Here is a 19,722-nt window from a genome sequence, read left to right on the forward strand (position 1 = left end):
CGCTCACGCTCTTCCACTACCCTGTAAAGCATGAAGCTTCGCTGGCGCCTCACCCTCTTTTACACGACGCTTCTGGCATTGGTGCTGTCCATCATCGGCTTCGCGGTCGTGCACAACTTGCGTTTCGTTTTGGAGAGCAACGCGCGCGAGCAACTCAAGACGACGTACCTCAACATCAGCCGTGAAGGACTGCGGCACCTCAAGTCCGACAACACCGACCTCACGCTGCCCGTCTCGACGGACCTCCTGACGGCGGTGGACGTCATTCCCAACGTCACGCCCGAGAACTTCCGGGCGCTGCCGTGGTCGACTGTGCAAGCGCTCAAGCAGCCGTACTACGTCTCTTCGAACTTGCAGCCCGACACGCCGCGCCGCGCGAATCAAGCGCCGTTCGCCTTGACGCGCGAGGACTTCGAGCGCTTGAAGACCGAACCGCTGTACATCCTCAAGCGGGCGTCCGTGCTGCGCTCCACGTCCACCGACAAGCGCGTTCCCGTCATCATGCTGATCGGGTTCTTCCCCTTGGACCGAGAGACGGACGCGACGATCTTCGACGGTCAAGTGCAGCCGTCCACTGGCATCTTGTACATGGCGTTCGACCTCAGCCCCACCTACGACGTCATCCGCCTTCTCCAGCCGATCGTGCTGCTGATTTCGATCGTCGGAGTGATTCTCGCCGGGGTCTTCGCGTACCTCTTGGCGGGCCGCGCGCTCAGGCCGCTGAAGTTCGTGCGTGACGCCGCCGAGAGCATCTCCGAGAAGACGCTGCGCCGCCGCGTGCCCGAGCCGCCGACCGGAGACGAGGTGCAGGACTTGGCGCGCGCGCTCAACTCCATGCTCGACCGTCTGGAGAACTCGTTCGAGGCGCAGCGACGCTTCACGTCCGACGCCAGCCACGAACTTCGCACTCCCGTCACGGCGATCAGCGGGCACGCGGGCTACTTGCTGCGGCGCACGAATCCCAGCGCGCAGCAAAGCGAGAGCCTCACGATCATCAAAAGCGAAGCGGACCGCCTCTCGAAGCTCATCGCGTCGCTGCTGGAACTCGCGCGCAGCGACTCGGGCGTCAATCCGTTGCGGCGCGAGCGCATGCTGTCGCTCATCTTCCTCGACGACATCAGCCGAGAGCTGCGACCCGTCGCGCAAGCGAGCGGCGCCGAGATTCGCACGGGCGGCGAGAACGTGGAGTTCGCCGCCGACTCCGACAAGTTGCGGCAAGTCATGATCAACCTCGTCTCGAATGCTCTCAAGGCGGGCGCGAAGGACGTCATGCTGTCATCGACGAAAGAAGGCAGCGAGTTGCTGCTGCGCGTCGCCGACGACGGCCCGGGCATTCCGCCCGAGCACCTCGCGCGGCTCTTCGACCGCTTCTACCGCGTGGAGGAATCGCGGTCGCGCGACGTCGGCGGTTCGGGTCTCGGGCTGGCGATCACGAAGTCCATCGTGGACGCGCACGACGGCATCATCTGGATCGAAAGCGCCGTCGGCGAGGGAACGATCGTGTACGTCAAGCTTCCGATCGTGCGGGTGAGCGAGGAGCTTGCCGAGGAAGTGGCGTGACGCTTACTTCTTCAAGCGGCGCAACGCCTCCTCGGGGCTGATCGCTCCTTTTTCCAGCAAGGTCAGCGCCTCGTCCTTCGGGTCGGGCAAGTCGGGCTCGTAGCCGATTCCGCGAAGCATCGCGTCGAAGCGGGCGCGAACCGTCGGGTACGACACGCCGAGGATCCGCTCCACCTCCTTGAGGTTGCCGCGCACCTTGATGTACAGGCGCAGGAATTCGAGGTTCTCCGAGCTCAGCAGCGCGAACTCGTTGAGCTCGAACTCGCCTCGCACGGTCACGTCGGCGTTGGGGAAGCGAAGTTCGATCACGACGGGCGCTTCCTTGACGCCGGGAAAAGGAATGGGGAGCGGTTTGGACATGGGCCTCCTCAGGCGAGCTTCCCTTCGAGGGAAGCGTTGAACGTCGAAACTCAGGTTAACGCCGAAACGCCCCCCTTGGAGGGGGGCTTCTCGAGGCGGGGGAAGCTCACGCCACGATCACGAGTTGCAGTTCGTTGCCGTCGCTGTCCTCGGATTGCAAAAGCGGACCGATGGGCGGGTTGCTTTTGAGCAGCAGCCTCAGCGCTTCGGGCGTCATGCCTTGGCGTTCGAGCAGCTTCCACGCGAGGGGCGGCAAGAGCTTGTCCGCGTGCTCGGCGAGGGCGAGGGGAATGTTCACGGTGAACTCGTTGCCGTCGCTGTCTTCGCCCGAGGCGCGCAAGGTACGGCCCGGCTTGCCGCTCGCCGCGCCGCGCGCGCCCATGGAGCCTTCGAGGGCGCTTTCGACGACGCTGGAGATGCGCTGCCCGAGGTCTTCGAAGCCGAAGGAGAAGTCGCCCTTGGGGAAAGGAGTGCGGCGTCCGCCCACCACGAACGAGGGCGTCGGCGACAGCGTGGCCAGCAGCAGGTCGGCGACCTTGTCCACGCCGAAGTCAGGAGCGTTCAGAAGGCCGAAGACGTGCGGTCGCGCTTCTTCGGACAGGGCCAGTTTCGGCGAGAGGGCTTGGAGGAGTTGCGCGGCGTCGTCGTGGCCGAGGCGACCTGCGGCGACGAGTTCGAGGATTTTCGTGATGCGTTCTTTCATGCGTGGAACCCTTTCAGACGGTCACGAGGCGGGCGTTGCCGCCCTGCACTTTGAGGTCGAGGTGCGCGTTGCCTTCGCCGAGCACGCCTTCGTACGAAGCGCTGACGAAGTCACGGGAGGTCTTCGTGACGTCGAGACCGCTGGCGCTGAGGTTGCCCGCGACGACGTCGCCGCGGAAGCGCACGCTGGACGCCGCGCCGAGTTCGAGGTTGAGGTTGCCGCCCTGCACCTTGACGCTGTGCTGCCCGCCGTTCAAGGTCGCGCGCCACTTGAGGTTGCCGCCCTGCACCTTGGCCTGCACGCCGAGCGCGTCGGCGAGGGTGAGGTTGCCGCCTTGCACGACCGCGTCGACGGTGGCGACCAGCGGATCGAGGGTGAGGTTGCCGCCTTGCACTTTGGCGGTCACTTCGGCCATGTCCGCCGGGATGACGAGGTCGGCGCGCAAGTTGCCTTCTTGGGTGAAGCCGTTCAGCACGCGCTCCAACCAGTTCGAGCCTTTTTCTTCCCATTGCAGCGGCGTGCGGGACACGCGCCAGCCTTGCGGCGATCCGACGAGTTCGAGACGGTCGGGCTGCGAGGCCGTCAGCATCGGTTGGGTGACGCCGTGATCGACGCGAACGGTGAGGCTGAAGCCTTGCACGTTGAGGTACAGGCGCGACGGCACTTCGCCGTCGTAGCGGTAGCTCATGACCTCGGTGCGAACGGGCGCGGCGGACGTCGCGGCGAGAGAACCGCTCGCTTCGTCGGTCCCGCTCGTAGCGTTCACGTCCTCGACACCTTCGTCGGCGGCGGAGGTCGTGCGGGCGGGTGCTCCGACGAGCTTGGCGGCTTCGTCGGCGGTGAGTTTGCCTTCGGCGACAAGTTGCTCCACCCGGCTCCGAAACTGTTCATCCTGATTCATACCTACCTCCTGCTTCTTTGTAAACCCTAGCTTGCTATTTTGTCAACTTACGTTTCATAGGCTTTTTGGCGTAGCGTTTCAAGGGCAGAAGGCGCGACAATGCCCGTCGTGATCCTTCGAACCGGAAGCCTCGTGCTGTACAAGTCGAAACCCGCCCGCGTCGAGGAGGTCAGCGGCGACAAACTCGAAATCTCGACTCCTTCCGGACGCGTACGCGTGCGGCCGAAGGACGTCGTGGAACTGCACCCCGGCCCCGTCGCGAACCTCGACGTCTCGATTCCGAGCGGCGATCCCCGCGACGCGTGGGACCTCGTGGAAGGCGAGACCTTCAGCTTGGCCGACCTCGCCGACCTCGCCTTCGGCTCGTTCACGCCCGGCGCGGCCCTCGGCGTGTGGAACTGGCTGCAAGACGGAACGTACTTCGAAGGCGGCGTGGACGGCGTGAAACCTAAGTCGCCCGGAGCGGTGCAGGCGACCTTGGACGCGCGCGAAGCAAAGGACCGCGAGGCGCGCGAGTGGGACGACTTCATCGCCGCCCTGAAGCGCCGCGACGTCACGGACGCGCGCAAGCTTGCCGACGTCGAGAGCCTCGCCTCGGGGCGCACCTCCAAGTCGCGCGTGCTCACCGCCCTGGGTCGCCTCGAGACCCCGCAAGAAGCGCACGCCCTGCTGCTCGACCTCGGCGTGTGGACTGAGACGCGCAATCCACATCCGGAGCGCGCGGGCGTCTCCACGAAAGACGTCGCCCTCCCCTTTCCCACCGCGCCGAGCGAAGACCGCCTCGACCTCACGCACTTGAGCGCGCTCGCCATCGACGACGAGGGCAGCGCCGACCCCGACGACGCGCTGAGCATCGAGCGCACCGACGAAGGCTGGCGCTTGTGGGTACACGTCGCCGATCCCGCCGTCATCGTGACGCCCGACTCGGAGCTCGACCGGGAAGCGAGAACGCGCGGCGCCACCCTCTACCTGCCGGACCGCACGATCACGATGCTGCCGCAAGAACTCACCGACGCCGTGGCGTTGGGTCTCACCGAGACGTCGAACGCCCTCAGCGTCGCCCTCGACTTGAACGACGCCTTCGAGGTGACGAACGTGGACGTGCACCTCACGCGTCTGCACGTCACGCGCCTCACGTACGCCGAGGCGCAAGAACGCCTGCACGAGCCGACGCTCGCGGCGCTCGCCGAGTTCGGACGAGCGGCGCGCTCGAGGCGCGAAGCGGCAGGCGCGCTCATGCTGCGCCTGCCCGAGGTGCGCATTCGCGTTCGAGACGGCGACGTGCGCATCACGTCGCTGCCGCCCTTCGAAAGCCGTCTGCTCGTGCAAGAAGCCATGATGGCCGCCGGAGAAGGCGTGGCACGCTGGGCGGCCGAGCGGGAGATCGCGTTGCCCTTCGCCGCGCAGGACCGACCCCTCGGAAGCGTCGAAGGAGACGACCTCGCCTCGCAGTACGCGGGCCGCAAGCTGCTCGCCCGCACGCGCTTCGCGCCCTCTCCCGCCCCACACTTCGGCTTGGGCCTGTCGATGTACGCGCAAAGCACGTCGCCGCTGCGGCGATACTTGGACCTCGTGGTGCATCAGCAAGTGCGGGCCTTCCTCGCGGGCGAGCGGTTGCTGTCGGGCCGCGAGATCTCGGCGCGCACCGCCGAGGCGGACATGGCGGCGGGCGCCGTGCGAAGCGCCGAGCGGGCCAGCAATCGTCATTGGACGCTGGTGTTCTTGCGGCGTCACGCGGCGTGGCGTGGAGAGGGCGTCGTCGTGGAGCGCAAAGGCGCGAGCGCGACCGTTCTGCTGCCCGACTTGGCGCTCGACGCGACCGTCACGGCTCCGCACGACCTCGGCGAGACGGTGACGCTGGAAGTGGCGAGCGTGGACCTGCCCAACCTCACGGCGAGGTGGCGCGTCCTGACTTGACTCGCCATGAAGCGGTGTGGCCGCCCTCGCGGTACGACGAGGCGGCCCGAACGCTACTCGGGCTTCGCTTCCCGCTCCATCAAAGACCGCAGCGCTTCGCTCGGCGACCACTCGCCCTCCACGACGTTGCGCACCGCCTTCACGATGGGCAGGTCGTGTCCGTGCGCGGACGCCCACTCGAACAGCAGGCGCGCGGTGCGCATGCCCTCGACGACCTTGCCGCCTTGCGCGGGACTTTGTCCTTTGACGATCGCTTCTCCGGCGGCGCGGTTACGCGAGTGGCGACTCGTGGCGGTCGCGACGAGGTCTCCGAGGCCCGACAAGCCGTACACCGTGTCGGGCGAAGCTCCGTTCGCCGCGAGGTAACGGCCCATCTCGCGCAAGCCACGGGTGAGCAGGGCGCTCTTGGCGTTGTCGCCGAGGGCCGCTCCGTCCACCATGCCCGCCGCGAGCGCCATGACGTTCTTGAGGACCCCGCCGAGTTCCACGCCGACGAGATCCGTGGAGGTGTAGACCCGGAAGGTCGGCGTGAGCAAAACGTCTTGCACGCTTTGCACGAACGCTTCGTCGTGACTCGCGACGACCGTCGCGGCGGGCAGCAGGCGCGCGACTTCCTCGGCGTGGTTCGGGCCGCTCAAGACGGCGACACGCGAAAACCCGAGGTGCGAAGCGAGTTCCGACAAGCGCTCGCCTCTCGCCGCCAAGCCCTTGGCGCACAAAACGACGCCGAGCGAGCGAGGCAGGCGCGACAGGAGGTCCTCCACGCCCGCCGAGGGTACGACGACGAGCGCGAAGTCGAACTGAGGCGCGACCGACAAGTCCGACGTCACGCGCACGTCGCTCGGCAACGTCACGCCAGGCAAGTACTCGGCGTTCTCTCGCTCCTCGCGAAGAAGAGACGCGAAGTCCTCGCGTCTCGCCCAGAGGGTCACGTCGCGCTCTTGGCGAGCGAGCATCACCGCGAGCGCCGTCCCCCAACCGCCCGCGCCCAGCACGAGAACGTTCACACGACCTCCGACGGCAGCCCCTGTCCTTCGAAGGCCTTCCACGCGAACACCCAGACGCGCGGCGCGTCGAACTCGGGCGGCGCGAAGTCGGGGAATTCCACGAATTCCCACCGTCCGAATCCCGCTGCCGCCAAGAGGGGTTCGAGGTCGAACTGATCGTAGCCACGCTCCTCGTGCACCTCGACGAACTCCTCGCCTTCCACGCGGCAAAAAGCTTGCACGACGCCGAGATCGCGCGCCGCGTCGTAGTGGTGCGACCAGTGATAGTGCACTTCGCGCCCGTCGGGCGTGACGGCCAGTCCTTCCAAGGCGTCCCCTTCCCACAAGTCACGCACGCCCGAGCGGGTGTTGATGTCGAACGCGAACAAGCCGCCCGGCGCGAGGTGCGCGTACACCCGCGAGAAAGCCGCGCCGAGATCCTCGGAAGCCGTGAGGTTGTTGAGCGAATCGAACAGGCACGTCACGAGGTCGAAGCGCCGCGACAAATCGAAGGTCCGCAAGTCCCCGAGAACGAATTCCACGTTCGGCACGCGCGAGCGCGCGACCTTCAGCATGTCCGCCGAGCCGTCCACGCCCACGACGTCGAGGCCGCGCTTCACGAACGGCTCGGTGCTCGCCCCGGTGCCGCAGGCGAGGTCGAGGACGCTGCTCGGCGTGAAGTTCTCCGAGCGGGCGTACGTCAAGATGAAGTCCGCCCAGGCGTCGTACTCGATGTCCGCCATGATCGCGTCGTACACGCTCGCGAGGGCTGTGAAAGGAGGGCGCTGCATGGGGGCATGATAGACGGAGGGGGGGTATCATGCCCACATGACCACCGATCAACGAACGGCGTTCGACACGCGGTTCGCGGAGTTGCGCGAGCGACTCGCGGAAATTCAGGATTTGACGAGCATCGGCGCGGTGCTCGGCTGGGATCGTTCCACGTACCTGCCCGAGGGCGGCGCGGCCGCGCGCGGACGGCAAAGCGCGGTGCTGAGCCGCATTCGCCACGCCAAGGCGACGGACGCGGACCTCGGACGCCTCATCGACGGGCTGGAGCGTGACGTGGAGGCGCTCGAAGCGGATTCCTTCGAGGCGCGGCTCGTGCGCGTCGCGCGGCGCGACTTCGACCGTGCGACGCGCCTGCCGAGCGACTTCGTGGCGCGAATGTCGCGGCACACGTCCGAGACCTACGGCGCTTGGACGAAGGCGCGGCCCGCCAACGACTTCGCGGCGATGGTGCCGCGTCTGGAGCAGACGCTGGAGCTTTCTCGGCAGTACAGCGCGTTCTTCCCCGAGTTCTCGCATCCGATGGACGTGTTCGTGGACGGCAGCGACGAGGGCATGACCGTGCAGAAGGTGCGCGCGGTGTTCGCGGAGCTTCGCGAGGGACTCGTGCCGCTCGTGCGCGCGGTCACCGAGCGTCCCGAGCCGAGAACGGACTTCGTGGGGCGCGCGTACGACGTGGCGACACAACTGCGCTTCGGGGAGAGCGTGGCGCGCGATTACGGCTACGACTTCTCGCGCGGACGCCAAGACCTCACGGCGCACCCGTTCATGACGCGCTTCTCGATCGACGACGTTCGCATCACGACGCGCGTGCAGGAAAACGACCTCACGGACGCGCTGTTCTCGACGCTGCACGAGACGGGGCACGCGCTGTACGAGCAGAACGTCGACCGCGCCTTCGAAGGACTGCCGCTGGCCAGAGGAGCGTCGGCGGGCGTGCACGAAAGTTCGTCGCGCTTGTGGGAAAACGTCGTCGGCAGGTCGCGCGGCTTTTGGGCGCGCTACTTCGGGCCGCTGCGCGACACGTTTCCGCAGCAACTCGCCGACGTGAGCGAGGAGGAGATGTACCGCGCGGTGAACGTCGTGCGCAAAAGCCTCATTCGTACGGACGCGGACGAGTTGACGTACAACCTGCACGTCATTTTGCGCTTCGAGTTGGAGCTCGCGATGATCGAGGGGACGCTGGAGGTGCGCGACCTCGCCGACGCCTGGCACGCCCGCTACGAATCGGACCTCGGGATGCGCGCCCCCGACGACCGCGACGGGGTGCTGCAAGACGTGCACTGGTTCGGCGGCCTGATCGGCGGCGCCTTCCACGGGTACACGCTCGGCAACATCTTGAGCTTGCAGTTTTGGGACGCGGCCGTGAAGGCGCACCCTGGCATTCCAGGCGAGATCGAGCGCGGAGAGTTCGGCGCGTTGCGCGGCTGGCTCACGCAAAACGTCTACCGCTTCGGACGCAGCCGCGCGGCGGCGGAAGTCGCGCGAAACGCGACAGGCTCGGAACTGACGGTCGCGCCGTACCTCGCGTACCTGCGCGGCAAGTACGGCGAGTTGTACAACCTGAGCTGAACCGAAGGCAAGAGCAAGGTCGTCGTGGCGCCGACGGTCGATACACCCCTGCTCGGCAGCGGACCTGCCTGACAGGAACGGCGCGAGCGACATAAAAGGAGGAGAGGAAGGCGCCGAGCATGACTCGGCGCCTTCCTCTCGTGGTCTTCGTGATGCGACGCTCGGAGCCGTTCTTACAAGCCGAGCAGGGTGGCGGTTCCAGCGTCGGCGGAGATTCCGTTCGGGTAGAAGCCGCCTTTGGTCGCGCCGACTTGCAAGAAGACGATGTTGGCGACTTGACGAGGCGTGCGGCTGAAGGCGACGCCGTTCTGGTCGGTCGGCACGATGTTCGCGGCGCCCGCGACCGTATTGGGGTTTTGCGAGGTGCCGCCCACGATGCCTTGGTCACGGTCGTCCGAGCCGTCGACGGCGTCACGCAAGTCGGAAATCTTTTGCACGACCGTCGCGACGTCGAGCCCGGCCGCGGCGGCTTGGGCGCGGCGTTGGTACAGCAAGGTGCGGATGGTGCCCGCGTGGTAAGCTTCGACCGCGAGAATCCCGGCGGCCTGCTCCAAGACGCCGTTCGCGCTTTGATCGTCGATGAAGCGCGCCGCGCCTTTGTAGGCCGTCACGCCGACGTCTTCGAAGACGAACGCTCCGTGCAAGAAGAACAACTCGTTGGCGAAGGGATTGAAGCCCGTGATCAGGCCGCCCGAGGCAGCGCTGCCCGCCGCCGCGAAGGACGCGCTGAGGTCGAGAGCGGGGCGGTTGACGGCGGCGGACTTGAGGACGTTGCGCAGGAACTTGACGTGGTTGATTTCGTCCTCGGCGATTTCCTGCACGATGGAGAGGATGTCGGCCGAGAGACCCGCGGGATTGTTGTCGCCCGCGTTGAAGCCGGCCGGGAGGGTGATGGCGGCGCTTCCGCCGAGCGCTTGGACTTCGGCGAGCCGTCCGACGGCGGCCGCGTAGAAGGCGGCTTCGAGGTACTCGAGGTTCAGGGCGAAGTTCAAGATGGGAACGTCGAGACCGTTGTCTTGAGAAGGCTGCTGAGCGATGGTGGGCGCGCATCCGGCCAAGACGGCCCCGGCACCCATCAGGCCCAAGTTCGACAGAAAGCGGCGGCGCGGGTTGGTTGAAGACGGGCGTTGGTCGTTTGTCATCATTCCCTCCTAGATTGACGTTCGCTTGAGGCGGAGTCTCATTGAGGGTAGGCAGACCTAGAAGCCAGGCGCTGAGTATTCACAAAAGCTGACCTTTATCTATTCACATTTTCATGAGTCGCAAGGAAATCCCTGGGAAGTCTTCAAAGATTAAAAAAATTGTGTCCCGGCCTCCTCACAGGCGAGCGCATCTATTTTCCATGAGCCCGCGTATAACTCTGTCTTTCTATTTATTTTGTTTTGTTCCTGCTTTCCTTCGTGCGTTTCACAACCATATTCGCTCCACAAACGCCTTTCTCGCCAGCGGTTTCCAAGCTCGTGTTCTCACGCTCTCCCGAGGCGAGCGAGCAATCTCGGGGCGAAGGGCACCGAGATCGTCCACGGGAGCCTCGACGCCCGCGAAGGTACGTCGAACGAGACGCAACCCGAGCTTCTCGTCACGTGAACCGAGACGCACGGCTTCGACCAACGCGTCGCGCGAGAAGTCCGCCCGCGGCACGCGGCGTTCGAACGAGATCGACTCGCGCCCGGAAGTCCCGCCGATCGTCGTTCAAGGATCGTAGCCGCTCGCTCGCAGCAAGGCGAGCGGGTCGCTCACGTCGAACAGACCCGCGAAGTCGCCCGTGCGCTCGAAGTACGACCGCGCGATTCGCTCGCCCACGAAGTATCCGAGGTCGGCGGGCACTCCCCGAGCGTTCGGTCCCTGGTACAGCCAGTCGCGGACGCTCGATTTGAGCAGGTCGCGTCTAAACGCGCGCCACACGTCCGCCTCGTGCGCTCGTCCGAACGTGTGGTGAGCGCCACGCGGCGCTTGGTCCGACACGACGCTCGCCACGAAGTCCGCCGTGCCTTCGTAGATCGTGAGGTCCAGCAAGGACGGCGACGACACCGACGAGTACGAGCGTCGTTGCAAGGTATGCACGAGTTCGTGCGCGGCGAGGAACGGCAAGGCGTCGCCCGACGTGATCGCCGCGCGTTCCCACGCGCTCAAGCTTCTCGTGTCGGCCGCGTCGGCGAAGAACTCCGCCGAGAGAAACAAGCCGCTCAAGCCCGCCGTGCCGCCCGTGAAGAGGCCGCCCACCACGAGGTGCACGTCGGGAAAGCGGGCGCGCGGCAACCGCGCGTGAAGGTCACGAAAAGCCGAGAGGGCGCGGGCTTTCCAAGCGTCGTCCTCGGCGAGGCTCAGCACTTGCTCGCGGGCGGTTTCGTAAAACGCTCGGCGAGCGCGCACGATCGCCCCGAGGTTCGCGAATCCTTGCGGTCGGCGGTGCGCGAATTCACGTAAGCCCGGCGAGCCGGAAGCGAGGTAGAGGCTTCGAAAGGCCGCAGGAAAGTTTCGCGTGCGCCGCGCCTCGTCGAAGGCCGCGTAGAAGCGCGCGACGTCCTGCGTGACGAAGCGAACGTCGGTCGGCGACGCGTGCGACAACGCGCCCGGCAGTTCCACGAGGGCGCGCCGCCGCCCCACCCAACCGAGGACCGCGCGAACGTCTCGGCCCAGCAGCGTGAAGTCGCGGCGCATCACGTCACTCTACTTCGGGCCGTACCGTTGTTCGTCCGGAAGGTCGCCCTCCTCGTGGATCGCCCGCGCGACCTTCATCGCGAGCGGGAAGGTGACGTTCTCGTACCATCCTTCTTCCAGCGTTCCGTTTCGCTCTCGGTAGCACGCGAGGATCGGGCCGTATCCGCACGCGCCGAGACAGCCGCTCGTGGTGAAGCGCAAGCTTCCGCCCGTCTTGTAGTACGCCAACTTGTGGTTTTCGAGGGCGTTCGTGAGGGCGACGTGCAGAAGGTCCGCGCCGCGCGCTCGGCAATTGTTGTTGAGGCACAGCAGAAGGTGCCCGCTCGTCTTGAAGTATTTCGCTGGCATGATCAGGCTTCCGTGGGCACCACGAGGAGACGTTCTCCTCGACGAAGGATCTCGACGTTCACGCCGAACGCCTCTTTCACGACGCGCGGCGTGAGGACGCGCTCCGGGAGACCGCTCGCGAGGACGCGCCCGTCTTTCAGGACGACGACGTGATCGGCGCTCGACGCGAGCGAGAAGTCGTGCGTCACGAGGACCGCGCCGAGTTCCCCGGCGACTTCGCAGCGCAAGTAGCGCACGAGGTCCAGCGACGCGCTGAGGTCGAGGTGGTTGGTGGGCTCGTCGAGCAGCACGAAGGCGGGTTCGGCGACGATCGCGCGCGCGAGCGCCACTCGCTGCCGTTCGCCGCCCGACAGTTCGGACACGCGACGAGTCGCGAAACGCAGGACGTCCGTTCGCTCCATGGCGCGCGTCACGGACGACTCGTCGTCCGTCGATTCGCCTTGCAGCGGCACGAGGCCCCACAGCCAACCGCCCGCGCCAAGTCCGAGCGAGACGAGGTCGCGCACGCGCATCTCCTCGGGAAGCGCCTCGCCTTGCGCGAGGTACGCGAGCAGGCGGGCGCGCTCTTGACGGCGCACGTCCACCAACCGTCGGCCCAGCAGACGCACTTCGCCGCGCGCGGGCTTCGCCAAGCCCAGCAAGGCCTTGAGCAACGTGCTCTTCCCCGCCCCGTTCGGCCCGAGGATCACGCTGAACTGCCCGCGCCGAAACATCACATCGACATCTTGCAGCGCGAAGGCGTCGCTCGCGCGCACGGTGAGGTGCCGCGCCTCCAAGGCGGATTCGCTCGTCATCGCGTCTTCCTCAGCAGATACAGGAAGAACGGCCCGCCGAGCAGCGTCGTGACGATCCCGACGGGCAGTTCGGCGGGCCGCGTGAGGGTACGGGCGAGCAGATCGGCGAGGACGAGCAGCGTCCCCCCGGCGAGCGCGGACATCGGCAGGAGAACGCGGAAGTCCGCGCTCCACACGCGCCGAACGATATGCGGCGTCACGAGACCCACGAAGCCGATGATGCCCGCGAAGCTCACCGCGCCCGCCGTGGCGACGCTCGCCGCCAAAATCACCATCAGCCTCAGCCGCTCGACGGGCACTCCGAGCGACCGCGCCGTCGCGTCACCGAGCTGCACGGTGTTGAGGGCGCGCGCGAGCAGCAGCACCATCCCGACGCCGACCGCGCCGTACAGTGCGACCAGGCGCACTTCCGGCCAGCCGCCGAGGGCGAGATTCCCGAGGGTCGCCGTGAACACCTGCCGCACGCGGTCTTGGCCGCGCAGCATCAAGAAAGTGCTGACGGCCGTGACGATGCTGCCCACGACCACCCCGGCGAGAATGAGTCGCGTCGGCGGAAACGTCCGCCCTTGCCGAGCGAGCGCGAGCGTCACGAGAACGCTCAGAAGCGCGCCGGTCATCGCGAAGACGGGCGTCACGACCGAGGACAGGCTGCGCACGACCGCGATCGTCACGCCGAGGTACGCGCCGCTCGCCACGCCCATCAGGTACGGATCGGCGAGCGGATTGCGAAACACGCCTTGAAAGGCGCCGCCGCACGTCGCGAGAATGCCGCCCACGAGGAGCCCCAAGACGACCCGCGGAAAGCGCAACTGCCACACGATGATCTCGCTGCCCGAGAGTTCGGCGCCCGTCACGCCCTTGAAGAGGGCGTGCAGCGTCTCGAGCGGCGGCACCCAGACGCTGCCGAGCCCCACGCCGAGCAGCACCGTCGCCGCGAGGGCGACCAGCAGCAAGATCGTCTTGCCGCCTTGCCGCCCTCGCGCGCCGATCACTTGAAGAGTTCCGGGTGAACGAGCTTAGCGAGACCGAGGAGCGCCTCGCCGATGCGCGGCCCCGGGCGGCCGAGAATCGTGTTGAGCGCCGAGGGAATGTCTTTCACGGCGCCGCTCTTGACGGCCGCGATGTTGTTCCAGCCAGGCCGCTTCTTGGCCGCCGCGAGGTCGAGCCCCAGCATGAGGGCGGGATTTTGCTGCACGACGAGTTCGGGGCTGATCTGCGGAAAGTCTCCGAGGTTCGCCGGGATGATGTTCGAAGCGCCCGCCTTCGACAGAAGCACGCCCATGAACGAGTTGGGGCCGACGGTGTAGGGCGTCGGGTCGATCTCCAGGTACGTGCGGACTTTGCGGCTGTTCTTCGTCAAGATCTCCACGCGGGCGACGTCACGGCTGATCTTCGTGTTGACGGCCGTCGCGCCTTTCTCGCGGTTCAGGAGCTTTCCGATCAGGTTCGTCTTCGAGAAGATCTCGTCGTACTTCTCGGGATTGATCGCCACGACCGTGACGCCCGCCCGAGTCAGAGGCTCGACGAGTTGACCGTACTTGCTCAGCACGACGACGTCGGGCTTGAGCGCCACCATCGCCTCGATGTTCGGTTGGTAGAGGTTGCCGACTTTCGGCAAGTTCTTCACTTGCGCTGGAAAATCGCTGTAGTCGTCCACGCCGACGAGCTTGTCGCACGCACCGATCGCGCAGATCGTCTCCGTGCTGCTCGGAAGCAGCGAGATGACACGTTGAGGTTCCTTCGTGATCGTGACTTTGCGCCCGAGGTCGTCGGTGATCGTCAAAGGGTAGCGCGTGGCGAGCGCCGTGGGCAAAGAGAGCAAGCCGAGGGTCAACAGCAGATGCTTCATACGATTCTCCTCCTCTCGCCGAAATCGAAAAATCCGCCCGGTGAAGGGCGGAGAACGTCGCATGAACCAGCATTCGTGTTCGTGCGTGCGTCCTCCCGATTCGCGAGGAGTGTTGCAGGCGTGACGGGCAGGCATTCGGACTTGCCTCACCGAGGCTTACCGTTGCGCGACAGTGCCGGACTTTCACCGGACTTCCCCTGATCGCCGTCGCGCCGAGTGTATCACGCGCGACATGAAAAGGTTCGGTCCATTTCGTTCAGGGCGACGCCATGGGTTCGCAGTTGCCTTGCTGTGGCACCTTCGCCGCCTCGTCCACGACGACCCGCTCGGACGTCTCCACGAAGCCTTGACAGCGCGCGAGGTCGCGCAGGTAATTTCCGTCGAAGGTGCGCGCCCGCATGTCCTGCAACGTCCGCACGTCTCGGCGCAACCCGTCGATCTCGCGGCGCAACGCCCGCGACTCGTTGGACCAAGACACCGCGCGGTACGCCGCCTGGCCGATCAGGAAGGTCATCTGCACGACTCCCAGGCCCGCCAGGACGCTCGCGATGACCATGAGGAGGGGCAACCTGCGCATCGAACGCCAGTGTAGCGCCCGAGGCGCGAGCGCGCATGGGAGGTAGACTGACCGCATGACTCCCGCCCCGACCCCGCCGCTCGACATCGACTGGAGCGGCGCGCACACCACCGAGATCCAAGTACGCTTCGGCGACGTCGATTCGCTCGGTCACGTCAACAACGTCGCGTACGCGCAGTACCTGGAGATCGCGCGCGTCGCGTACATGGAAGCCCTGCGCGAGCGCGGCATCACCTTCACGATGGTCGTCGCGCGTCTCGAAGTCGACTACGTGCGCGAAGTGAAGTTGCGCGAGCGCGTCACCGTCGAGCTCGCGCCGACGCGGCTCGGCGCGAGCTCCTTCGACTTCCACTACCGCGTGCTCGCCGACGGCGTCGTCGCCGCCGCCGCCCGCACCGTGCAGGTGAACGTCGAGCCGAGCGAGCGCCGCCCTCGACCGCTTCCCGAGGACCTTCGGCGAGCGCTGGAACGAGACCTCAAGTGAAGCGGGACGAGCGTGAAGTCACCCTCGGCGGCGACCGTTGGGTGCACGTCGGCGAGTACCCGAGGCTCATCGCCGAGTCCTTTCGACGCCTGCTGGATCAAGACGGGATTCCGAGCGTTCTGCGCACTCCCTTTCAATGGGTGATGTTCACGCCCGTCATCGAAATCGAGACGGGCGGCTACATGGGCAGCGTCGGGCTGTACGTGTTGAAGGTGCATCAGGTGCAAGCGGAGCGTATTCTGGGCGAAGATGACTCACAGTGACCTCACCACCATCGGCGTGGACGTTGGCGGCACGAAAATCGCCCTCGGCGTCCTGCAAGGCGATCACCTCGTTCGTAGGCTCTCCGTTCCCACTCCGCGCGAAGGCTGGCACAGCGTCCTCGACGCGGCCGTGCACGAAGTGCGCGCCTTGCACGCCGACTTTCCCGGCGCGCCAGTCGGCGTGGGCGTGCCCGGCCCGCTGAACCGCGAGTACACGGAAGTGAAGTTCGCGCCGAACATCTACGGCTTTCGTGACGTGCCCATCGTCGAGTACATGAGCGAGCACATCGGGCACCGCATCGTCTTGGAAAACGACGCGAAGGCCGCCGCCCTCGCCGAAGCGACGGTCGGGGCGGCACGCGGCGCGACCAGCAGCGTGTACATCACCGTCTCGACGGGCATCGGAAGCGGCATCGTCCTCGGCGGCAAGGTGTGGCGCGGTCATCACAAGATCGCCGGAGAGCTCGGGCACATCATCTCGCTGCCGAACGGTCCCGTCGCGGGAAGTTCCGTCGCGGGCGCGCTCGAAGCGGTCGCGAGCGGTACGGCCATCGCTCGTGACGCCACCTTCGCCTTCGGCACGCCCATGACGACCGCCGAGGTCTTCGATCTCGCTCGCAGCGGCGACGCGAAAGCCGAGAAGATCGTCCAAAGCGCGATGCGCTTCATCGGCTCCGCCATCGGCGACGTCCAGAAGTTCCTCGACCCCGAAGTCTTCGTGATCGGCGGTGGCGTCGCCGAAGTCGGCGAGTACTTCCTCGACGCCGTGCGCGCGTACGCCAACGACAGCGCGGCAGGCTTCGCCGAGGTGGAGATTCGCAAGGCGGAGCTCGGCACGGACGCCGGAGTCATCGGAGCGGCGCTGACCGCCCGCGAGTAAAGCTCCTCTCCCTGCGCCTTCTCTCGCGTGCGAGAGAAGGCGGCTTTTCAGGCCGCTTCGCGTGCATGCTCACCGCGATTCGGCAAGAGTCGGGCTTGAAAACAGCTTCCAATTCCTCGATTTCCTGACGGGGTGAGGCGTCCATCGTCTCGAAGCGCATCAGGTTTCCCTCGCTTTTCCCGACGGAGCGCACGGAACGCTCCGCACGGTGAGCTGAACGGGCGGTCCTCGTTCAGTCAAGGCGGCCTTCCTGCCTTTCGCAAGGCCGGGCGCATCGCTGTGGACGATGGTCCCGCCGCGTTGGTCGCGCCCTCGGCGCGGTTCGATGACGCGGGACGTGTCGTGCCTGGCCGCAGCGTGAGGAACTCGAGCGGAAGGTCGGTCCCGACCGGTGCTCATGGAGGGGGCGGCTAAGGTCACGCGCCGTACACTGTCGAGCATGACGCAAGATCTCCACCGACCCACCATTCTCGTATCGAATGACGACGGGGTGTTCTCCCCGGGCATCAAGGCGCTCGCGCTCGCGCTCGCCGAGGTCGCCGACGTCACCGTGGTCGCTCCCGACGTCGAGCAGTCCGCCGTGGGCCACGGCATCACGATTCGTCGACCGCTGCGCTTCAAGCACACGGCGTCGGCCGGGTTCGGCGATGTTCCCGCGTACCGCGTGGACGGAACGCCCGCCGATTGCGTTGTCCTCGGCATTCACCTGCTCGGACGACCCGACGTCGTCGTGTCGGGCATCAACCTCGGCGGAAACCTCGGCAGCGACCTCACGCATTCCGGCACGGTCGCGGCGGCCATCGAAGGGCTCTCGTACGGCATTCCGTCCATCGCGTTTTCGCAGGTGAGCGTACCCGACGGCGAGTTCGACTTCTCTCACGCGGCGGCGTACGCGGCCAAGCTCACGCGCGAGGTGCTGGAGCGCCGCTTACCGCCGAGGACGCTGTTGAACGTGAACTTCCCGGCGGGCGAACCGCGCGGCGTGCGCGTCACGACCCTGTCCGACCACCGCTTCGAGGACGAGATCATTCGTCGCCAAGACCCTGACGGACGCGATTACTACTGGGTGGCGGGCACGCCGAAGGCGTCGGAGGCCGAAGGAAGCGATTACGGCGCGGTGCAGGCGGGCTTCGTGAGCGTGACGCCCGTACGGCTCGAGCTGACGCACCACGACTTCATGCGCGAAGTGGAGGCGTTCTTACCGAACTTGTGAAGACCCTCCTTCGAGGGAACTTTCGCCGCGTTCACACGCTCAAAGGAACGGAGGTGAATCCAGTGAAGAGAATCCAGATCCTCACTTTGACCGTTTGCCTGACCGCCACCTCGGGACTCGCCTTGTCGACGAGCGCGGCGCCCGCGAGCCCCTCGCGGCCCTCGACGAGTTCGAGCGTGCAAACGCGGCGCGACACGCTTGTCCAGCAATGGCGCGATTTGCGTATCAAGACGCTCGAAGCGTACACGGCGGCCCTCAAAGCCGGGAGGTCCGAGCGCGACGCGCGGGCCGAGGCGCTTCGCGCGACGCGGGCGCAGCGCGAGAAGTTGCGGGCGCAAGTGCGCGACGCACGACTCGCCGTTCCCCGCGCCCAGCGGCGTCCGGCATTACCACGCGGCCTCGTGGTTCGTCCGGGCGAATCGCGGCGCTTCTTCGAGCGTAGGGTTCCGAACACGCCGAGAACCGACCGCTTCTTCCGCTTCGACTTCCACGTTCGCTGAGCGGGAGAAACGAGGTCGGGGAGGCTGCCCTCCCCGACCTCGTTTCCACGTCAAGCGCCCGCTTCCTCGCTCATTTCGCCGAGCGTGTCGGACAGAAGTTGCAGCTTCCCGGCGAGCTCGTCGGACGCCGTGTCGGCGGCGTCTTGGGTGAGGTTGGCGAGATCGGCGAGGATCTCGCTGATGGCGCTGCCGTCCGGCTCGTCGCTTTCGAGTTGCGCTTGAAGGCGGGCGAGGGCGTTGGCGAGGTCCTCGCCGCCTTCGATGTCCGCGTCACGCAGGTCGCGCTGCCAAGCCTCCAGAAAGTCGAGGGTGGTGTCGAGATCGAGCGCGACGGAGTTTTCCTGAAGGGCGCCGAGCGTATCGTCGAGTCTGCTCATGTTGCTCCCTGGCGTTCAGATGACGTCGGTCCCGCCGCGGTGCAGCAGGTCGCCGAGACGCGCGAGGTCTTCTCGCACGTCGGCGGGCGCGTACGAAACGGTGGCGTTCACGTAGTTGGCGAGTCGCGCGAGCAACTCCCCGACGTCCTTGAGGTCGCCGTTGGCGAGCCGCGTGGACAGCTCTTCCAAACCGACACGCAGATCGTCCGCGTGGGGAAAGTCTGCCCCGTCGAGGCGAGTACGCCATCCTTGGACGTTTTGCAGAGCGGCATTCGGGTCGACGTTCGCGACGCCCGCTTCGAGGGCGACGATGGTGTCTTCGAGGTCTGGGTTCACTCGTACCTCCTTTGGGCAACGTACGAAGGAGCCTTCGCCTTCAAGCGTGAACGCCGCCACAACATGGACGTTTACACAAGACAGGGCCGCGCCTGTTCGCGCGGCCCGAGGCGTTCGCGCTCAGGACTCGTCGTCCTTGGCGTCCGATTCGTACAAGGCGGGATCGTTCGCGCCGTAATGCGAAGCGCTCGTGCCGTCCACGGCGGCGTCCACACGGTCGGCTTCTTCGGCCCCCTTGGGAGGCTGGTACACGGCGGAGTCTTCCTTCACGACTTCAGGATTCGCGGCGCTTCCGACGTTCGAGGAGTCGGCCTTGCCGTCGTGTTGTGCGTTCGGGTCGGTCATTCGCGGTCCCCCTCGGCTTGCTCCTTGGCGGCCGGATCGACGTCCGGGTCGGTGCCACGGTCTTCTTGCGGAATGCCTTCGGGGCGTTCCCCCTCGGCTTGTTCCTTGTCGGCGGGATCGGGCAGTTGGGAATTGGGATCGGTCATGCTTCAGCTTCCCAATCCCATCGGCGTGTTGTCGCAGGAGAGCCTCAAGGAAAGTTCAGACTGACGCGCGGAGGTGAAGAGGAGCGCCCGTCTGCCGCTGCACGTCCCGCCCCTCCACGCCCGGCGCCACCTCCACCAACACCAACCCGTCGGGCGTCACG

Annotated in this window: 24 protein-coding genes and 1 riboswitch; of the genes, 8 read left to right on the top strand and 16 right to left on the bottom strand. The window is 66.4% G+C overall.

What is annotated here, in order from left to right; all coding sequences use genetic code 11:
* Positions 1–30: 30 nt before the first annotated feature.
* Positions 31–1,560: a sensor histidine kinase gene (locus tag DES52_RS19300; protein WP_110888473.1), complete on the top strand. Its 1,530-nt coding sequence runs from the start codon at positions 31–33 to the stop codon at positions 1,558–1,560.
* Between the two features lie 3 nt (positions 1,561–1,563).
* Here DES52_RS19300 and DES52_RS19305 read toward each other — a convergent pair whose 3' ends face one another.
* From DES52_RS19305 to DES52_RS19315, 3 genes are all read right to left on the bottom strand, one after another.
* Positions 1,564–1,920 (bottom strand): DUF2089 domain-containing protein, encoded by a 357-nt coding sequence (locus tag DES52_RS19305; RefSeq protein WP_110888474.1) that lies wholly within the window; start codon positions 1,918–1,920, stop codon positions 1,564–1,566.
* Positions 1,921–2,026: 106 nt separating this feature from the next.
* On the bottom strand, positions 2,027–2,623 hold the full coding sequence (locus DES52_RS19310; protein WP_110888475.1) for a hypothetical protein: 597 nt from the start codon (positions 2,621–2,623) through the stop codon (positions 2,027–2,029).
* A 13-nt stretch (positions 2,624–2,636) separates the two neighbouring features.
* Complete coding sequence (locus tag DES52_RS19315; protein ID WP_110888476.1) at positions 2,637–3,524, bottom strand: hypothetical protein; 888 nt, start codon at positions 3,522–3,524, stop codon at positions 2,637–2,639.
* A 99-nt stretch (positions 3,525–3,623) separates the two neighbouring features.
* On the opposite strand from DES52_RS19315, the gene DES52_RS19320 reads away from it, so the two are divergent.
* Positions 3,624–5,441, top strand: coding sequence for an RNB domain-containing ribonuclease (locus tag DES52_RS19320; protein WP_110888477.1), 1,818 nt, complete (start codon positions 3,624–3,626; stop codon positions 5,439–5,441).
* A gap of 53 nt (positions 5,442–5,494) precedes the next feature.
* On the opposite strand, the gene DES52_RS19325 is transcribed toward DES52_RS19320, so the two are convergent.
* The gene (locus DES52_RS19325; RefSeq protein WP_110888478.1) at positions 5,495–6,448 is read right to left on the bottom strand and encodes an NAD(P)H-dependent glycerol-3-phosphate dehydrogenase; all 954 of its coding nucleotides are present in this window, start codon (positions 6,446–6,448) and stop codon (positions 5,495–5,497) included.
* A complete protein-coding gene (locus DES52_RS19330) occupies positions 6,445–7,218 on the bottom strand; it encodes a class I SAM-dependent DNA methyltransferase (RefSeq protein ID WP_110888479.1) in 774 nt (257 codons plus the stop codon). The genes DES52_RS19325 and DES52_RS19330 overlap by 4 nt, the downstream gene beginning before the upstream one ends.
* A 37-nt stretch (positions 7,219–7,255) precedes the next feature.
* On the opposite strand from DES52_RS19330, the gene DES52_RS19335 reads away from it, so the two are divergent.
* Positions 7,256–8,788, top strand: coding sequence for a carboxypeptidase M32 (locus DES52_RS19335; RefSeq protein ID WP_110888480.1), 1,533 nt, complete (start codon positions 7,256–7,258; stop codon positions 8,786–8,788).
* A 173-nt stretch (positions 8,789–8,961) separates the two neighbouring features.
* On the opposite strand, the gene DES52_RS19340 is transcribed toward DES52_RS19335, so the two are convergent.
* The 7 genes from DES52_RS19340 to DES52_RS19375 form a co-directional block, all read right to left on the bottom strand.
* Positions 8,962–9,930, bottom strand: coding sequence for a ferritin-like domain-containing protein (locus DES52_RS19340; protein WP_110888481.1), 969 nt, complete (start codon positions 9,928–9,930; stop codon positions 8,962–8,964).
* Between the two features lie 550 nt (positions 9,931–10,480).
* Positions 10,481–11,449, bottom strand: a complete 969-nt coding sequence (locus DES52_RS19350) for a DUF2268 domain-containing putative Zn-dependent protease (RefSeq protein ID WP_110888483.1) — start codon at positions 11,447–11,449, stop codon at positions 10,481–10,483.
* Positions 11,450–11,458: 9 nt separating this feature from the next.
* Positions 11,459–11,797, bottom strand: a complete 339-nt coding sequence (locus DES52_RS19355; protein WP_110888484.1) for an NAD(P)H-dependent oxidoreductase subunit E — start codon at positions 11,795–11,797, stop codon at positions 11,459–11,461.
* Positions 11,798–11,799: 2 nt separating this feature from the next.
* Positions 11,800–12,591 carry an ABC transporter ATP-binding protein gene (locus DES52_RS19360; protein WP_110888485.1) on the bottom strand — a complete coding sequence of 264 codons (792 nt, stop codon included), beginning with the start codon at positions 12,589–12,591 and terminating at the stop codon, positions 11,800–11,802.
* The gene (locus tag DES52_RS19365; RefSeq protein ID WP_245901160.1) at positions 12,588–13,583 is read right to left on the bottom strand and encodes a FecCD family ABC transporter permease; all 996 of its coding nucleotides are present in this window, start codon (positions 13,581–13,583) and stop codon (positions 12,588–12,590) included. The genes DES52_RS19360 and DES52_RS19365 overlap by 4 nt, the downstream gene beginning before the upstream one ends.
* Entirely contained in the window at positions 13,580–14,440 is an 861-nt protein-coding gene (locus DES52_RS19370) for an ABC transporter substrate-binding protein (RefSeq protein WP_110888486.1), read from the bottom strand. The genes DES52_RS19365 and DES52_RS19370 overlap by 4 nt, the downstream gene beginning before the upstream one ends.
* A gap of 121 nt (positions 14,441–14,561) precedes the next feature.
* Positions 14,562–14,650: riboswitch (adenosylcobalamin-variant (AdoCbl-variant) riboswitch) on the bottom strand.
* Between the two features lie 46 nt (positions 14,651–14,696).
* The gene (locus DES52_RS19375; RefSeq protein WP_110888487.1) at positions 14,697–15,017 is read right to left on the bottom strand and encodes a cell division protein FtsB; all 321 of its coding nucleotides are present in this window, start codon (positions 15,015–15,017) and stop codon (positions 14,697–14,699) included.
* Between the two features lie 55 nt (positions 15,018–15,072).
* Between DES52_RS19375 and DES52_RS19380 the strand changes: the two genes are divergently transcribed.
* The 5 genes from DES52_RS19380 to DES52_RS19400 all read left to right on the top strand — a co-directional run bounded on the left by DES52_RS19380 (position 15,073) and on the right by DES52_RS19400 (position 18,357).
* Positions 15,073–15,501, top strand: a complete 429-nt coding sequence (locus tag DES52_RS19380) for an acyl-CoA thioesterase (protein ID WP_245901163.1) — start codon at positions 15,073–15,075, stop codon at positions 15,499–15,501.
* Positions 15,498–15,764: a hypothetical protein gene (locus DES52_RS19385; protein WP_110888488.1), complete on the top strand. Its 267-nt coding sequence runs from the start codon at positions 15,498–15,500 to the stop codon at positions 15,762–15,764. The genes DES52_RS19380 and DES52_RS19385 overlap by 4 nt, the downstream gene beginning before the upstream one ends.
* Positions 15,751–16,644, top strand: a complete 894-nt coding sequence (locus DES52_RS19390) for an ROK family protein (protein WP_110888489.1) — start codon at positions 15,751–15,753, stop codon at positions 16,642–16,644. The genes DES52_RS19385 and DES52_RS19390 overlap by 14 nt, the downstream gene beginning before the upstream one ends.
* Positions 16,645–17,083: 439 nt before the next feature.
* A complete protein-coding gene (gene surE / locus DES52_RS19395) occupies positions 17,084–17,857 on the top strand; it encodes a 5'/3'-nucleotidase SurE (RefSeq protein ID WP_110888490.1) in 774 nt (257 codons plus the stop codon).
* A gap of 62 nt (positions 17,858–17,919) precedes the next feature.
* On the top strand, positions 17,920–18,357 hold the full coding sequence (locus DES52_RS19400; RefSeq protein ID WP_146237390.1) for a hypothetical protein: 438 nt from the start codon (positions 17,920–17,922) through the stop codon (positions 18,355–18,357).
* Positions 18,358–18,407: 50 nt separating this feature from the next.
* On the opposite strand, the gene DES52_RS19405 is transcribed toward DES52_RS19400, so the two are convergent.
* The 4 genes from DES52_RS19405 to DES52_RS23175 form a co-directional block, all read right to left on the bottom strand.
* A complete protein-coding gene (locus DES52_RS19405; protein WP_110888492.1) occupies positions 18,408–18,734 on the bottom strand; it encodes a hypothetical protein in 327 nt (108 codons plus the stop codon).
* 15 nt (positions 18,735–18,749) lie between these two features.
* Positions 18,750–19,070, bottom strand: a complete 321-nt coding sequence (locus DES52_RS19410) for a hypothetical protein (protein ID WP_110888493.1) — start codon at positions 19,068–19,070, stop codon at positions 18,750–18,752.
* A gap of 120 nt (positions 19,071–19,190) precedes the next feature.
* Positions 19,191–19,415: a hypothetical protein gene (locus tag DES52_RS19415; RefSeq protein WP_110888494.1), complete on the bottom strand. Its 225-nt coding sequence runs from the start codon at positions 19,413–19,415 to the stop codon at positions 19,191–19,193.
* Positions 19,412–19,561 carry a hypothetical protein gene (locus DES52_RS23175; protein WP_170131179.1) on the bottom strand — a complete coding sequence of 50 codons (150 nt, stop codon included), beginning with the start codon at positions 19,559–19,561 and terminating at the stop codon, positions 19,412–19,414. Before DES52_RS23175 ends, DES52_RS19415 begins: the two co-directional genes overlap by 4 nt.
* Positions 19,562–19,722 lie beyond the last annotated feature (161 nt).

The organism is Deinococcus yavapaiensis KR-236 (assembly GCF_003217515.1).
Classification (GTDB): Bacteria; Deinococcota; Deinococci; order Deinococcales; family Deinococcaceae; genus Deinococcus_A; species Deinococcus_A yavapaiensis.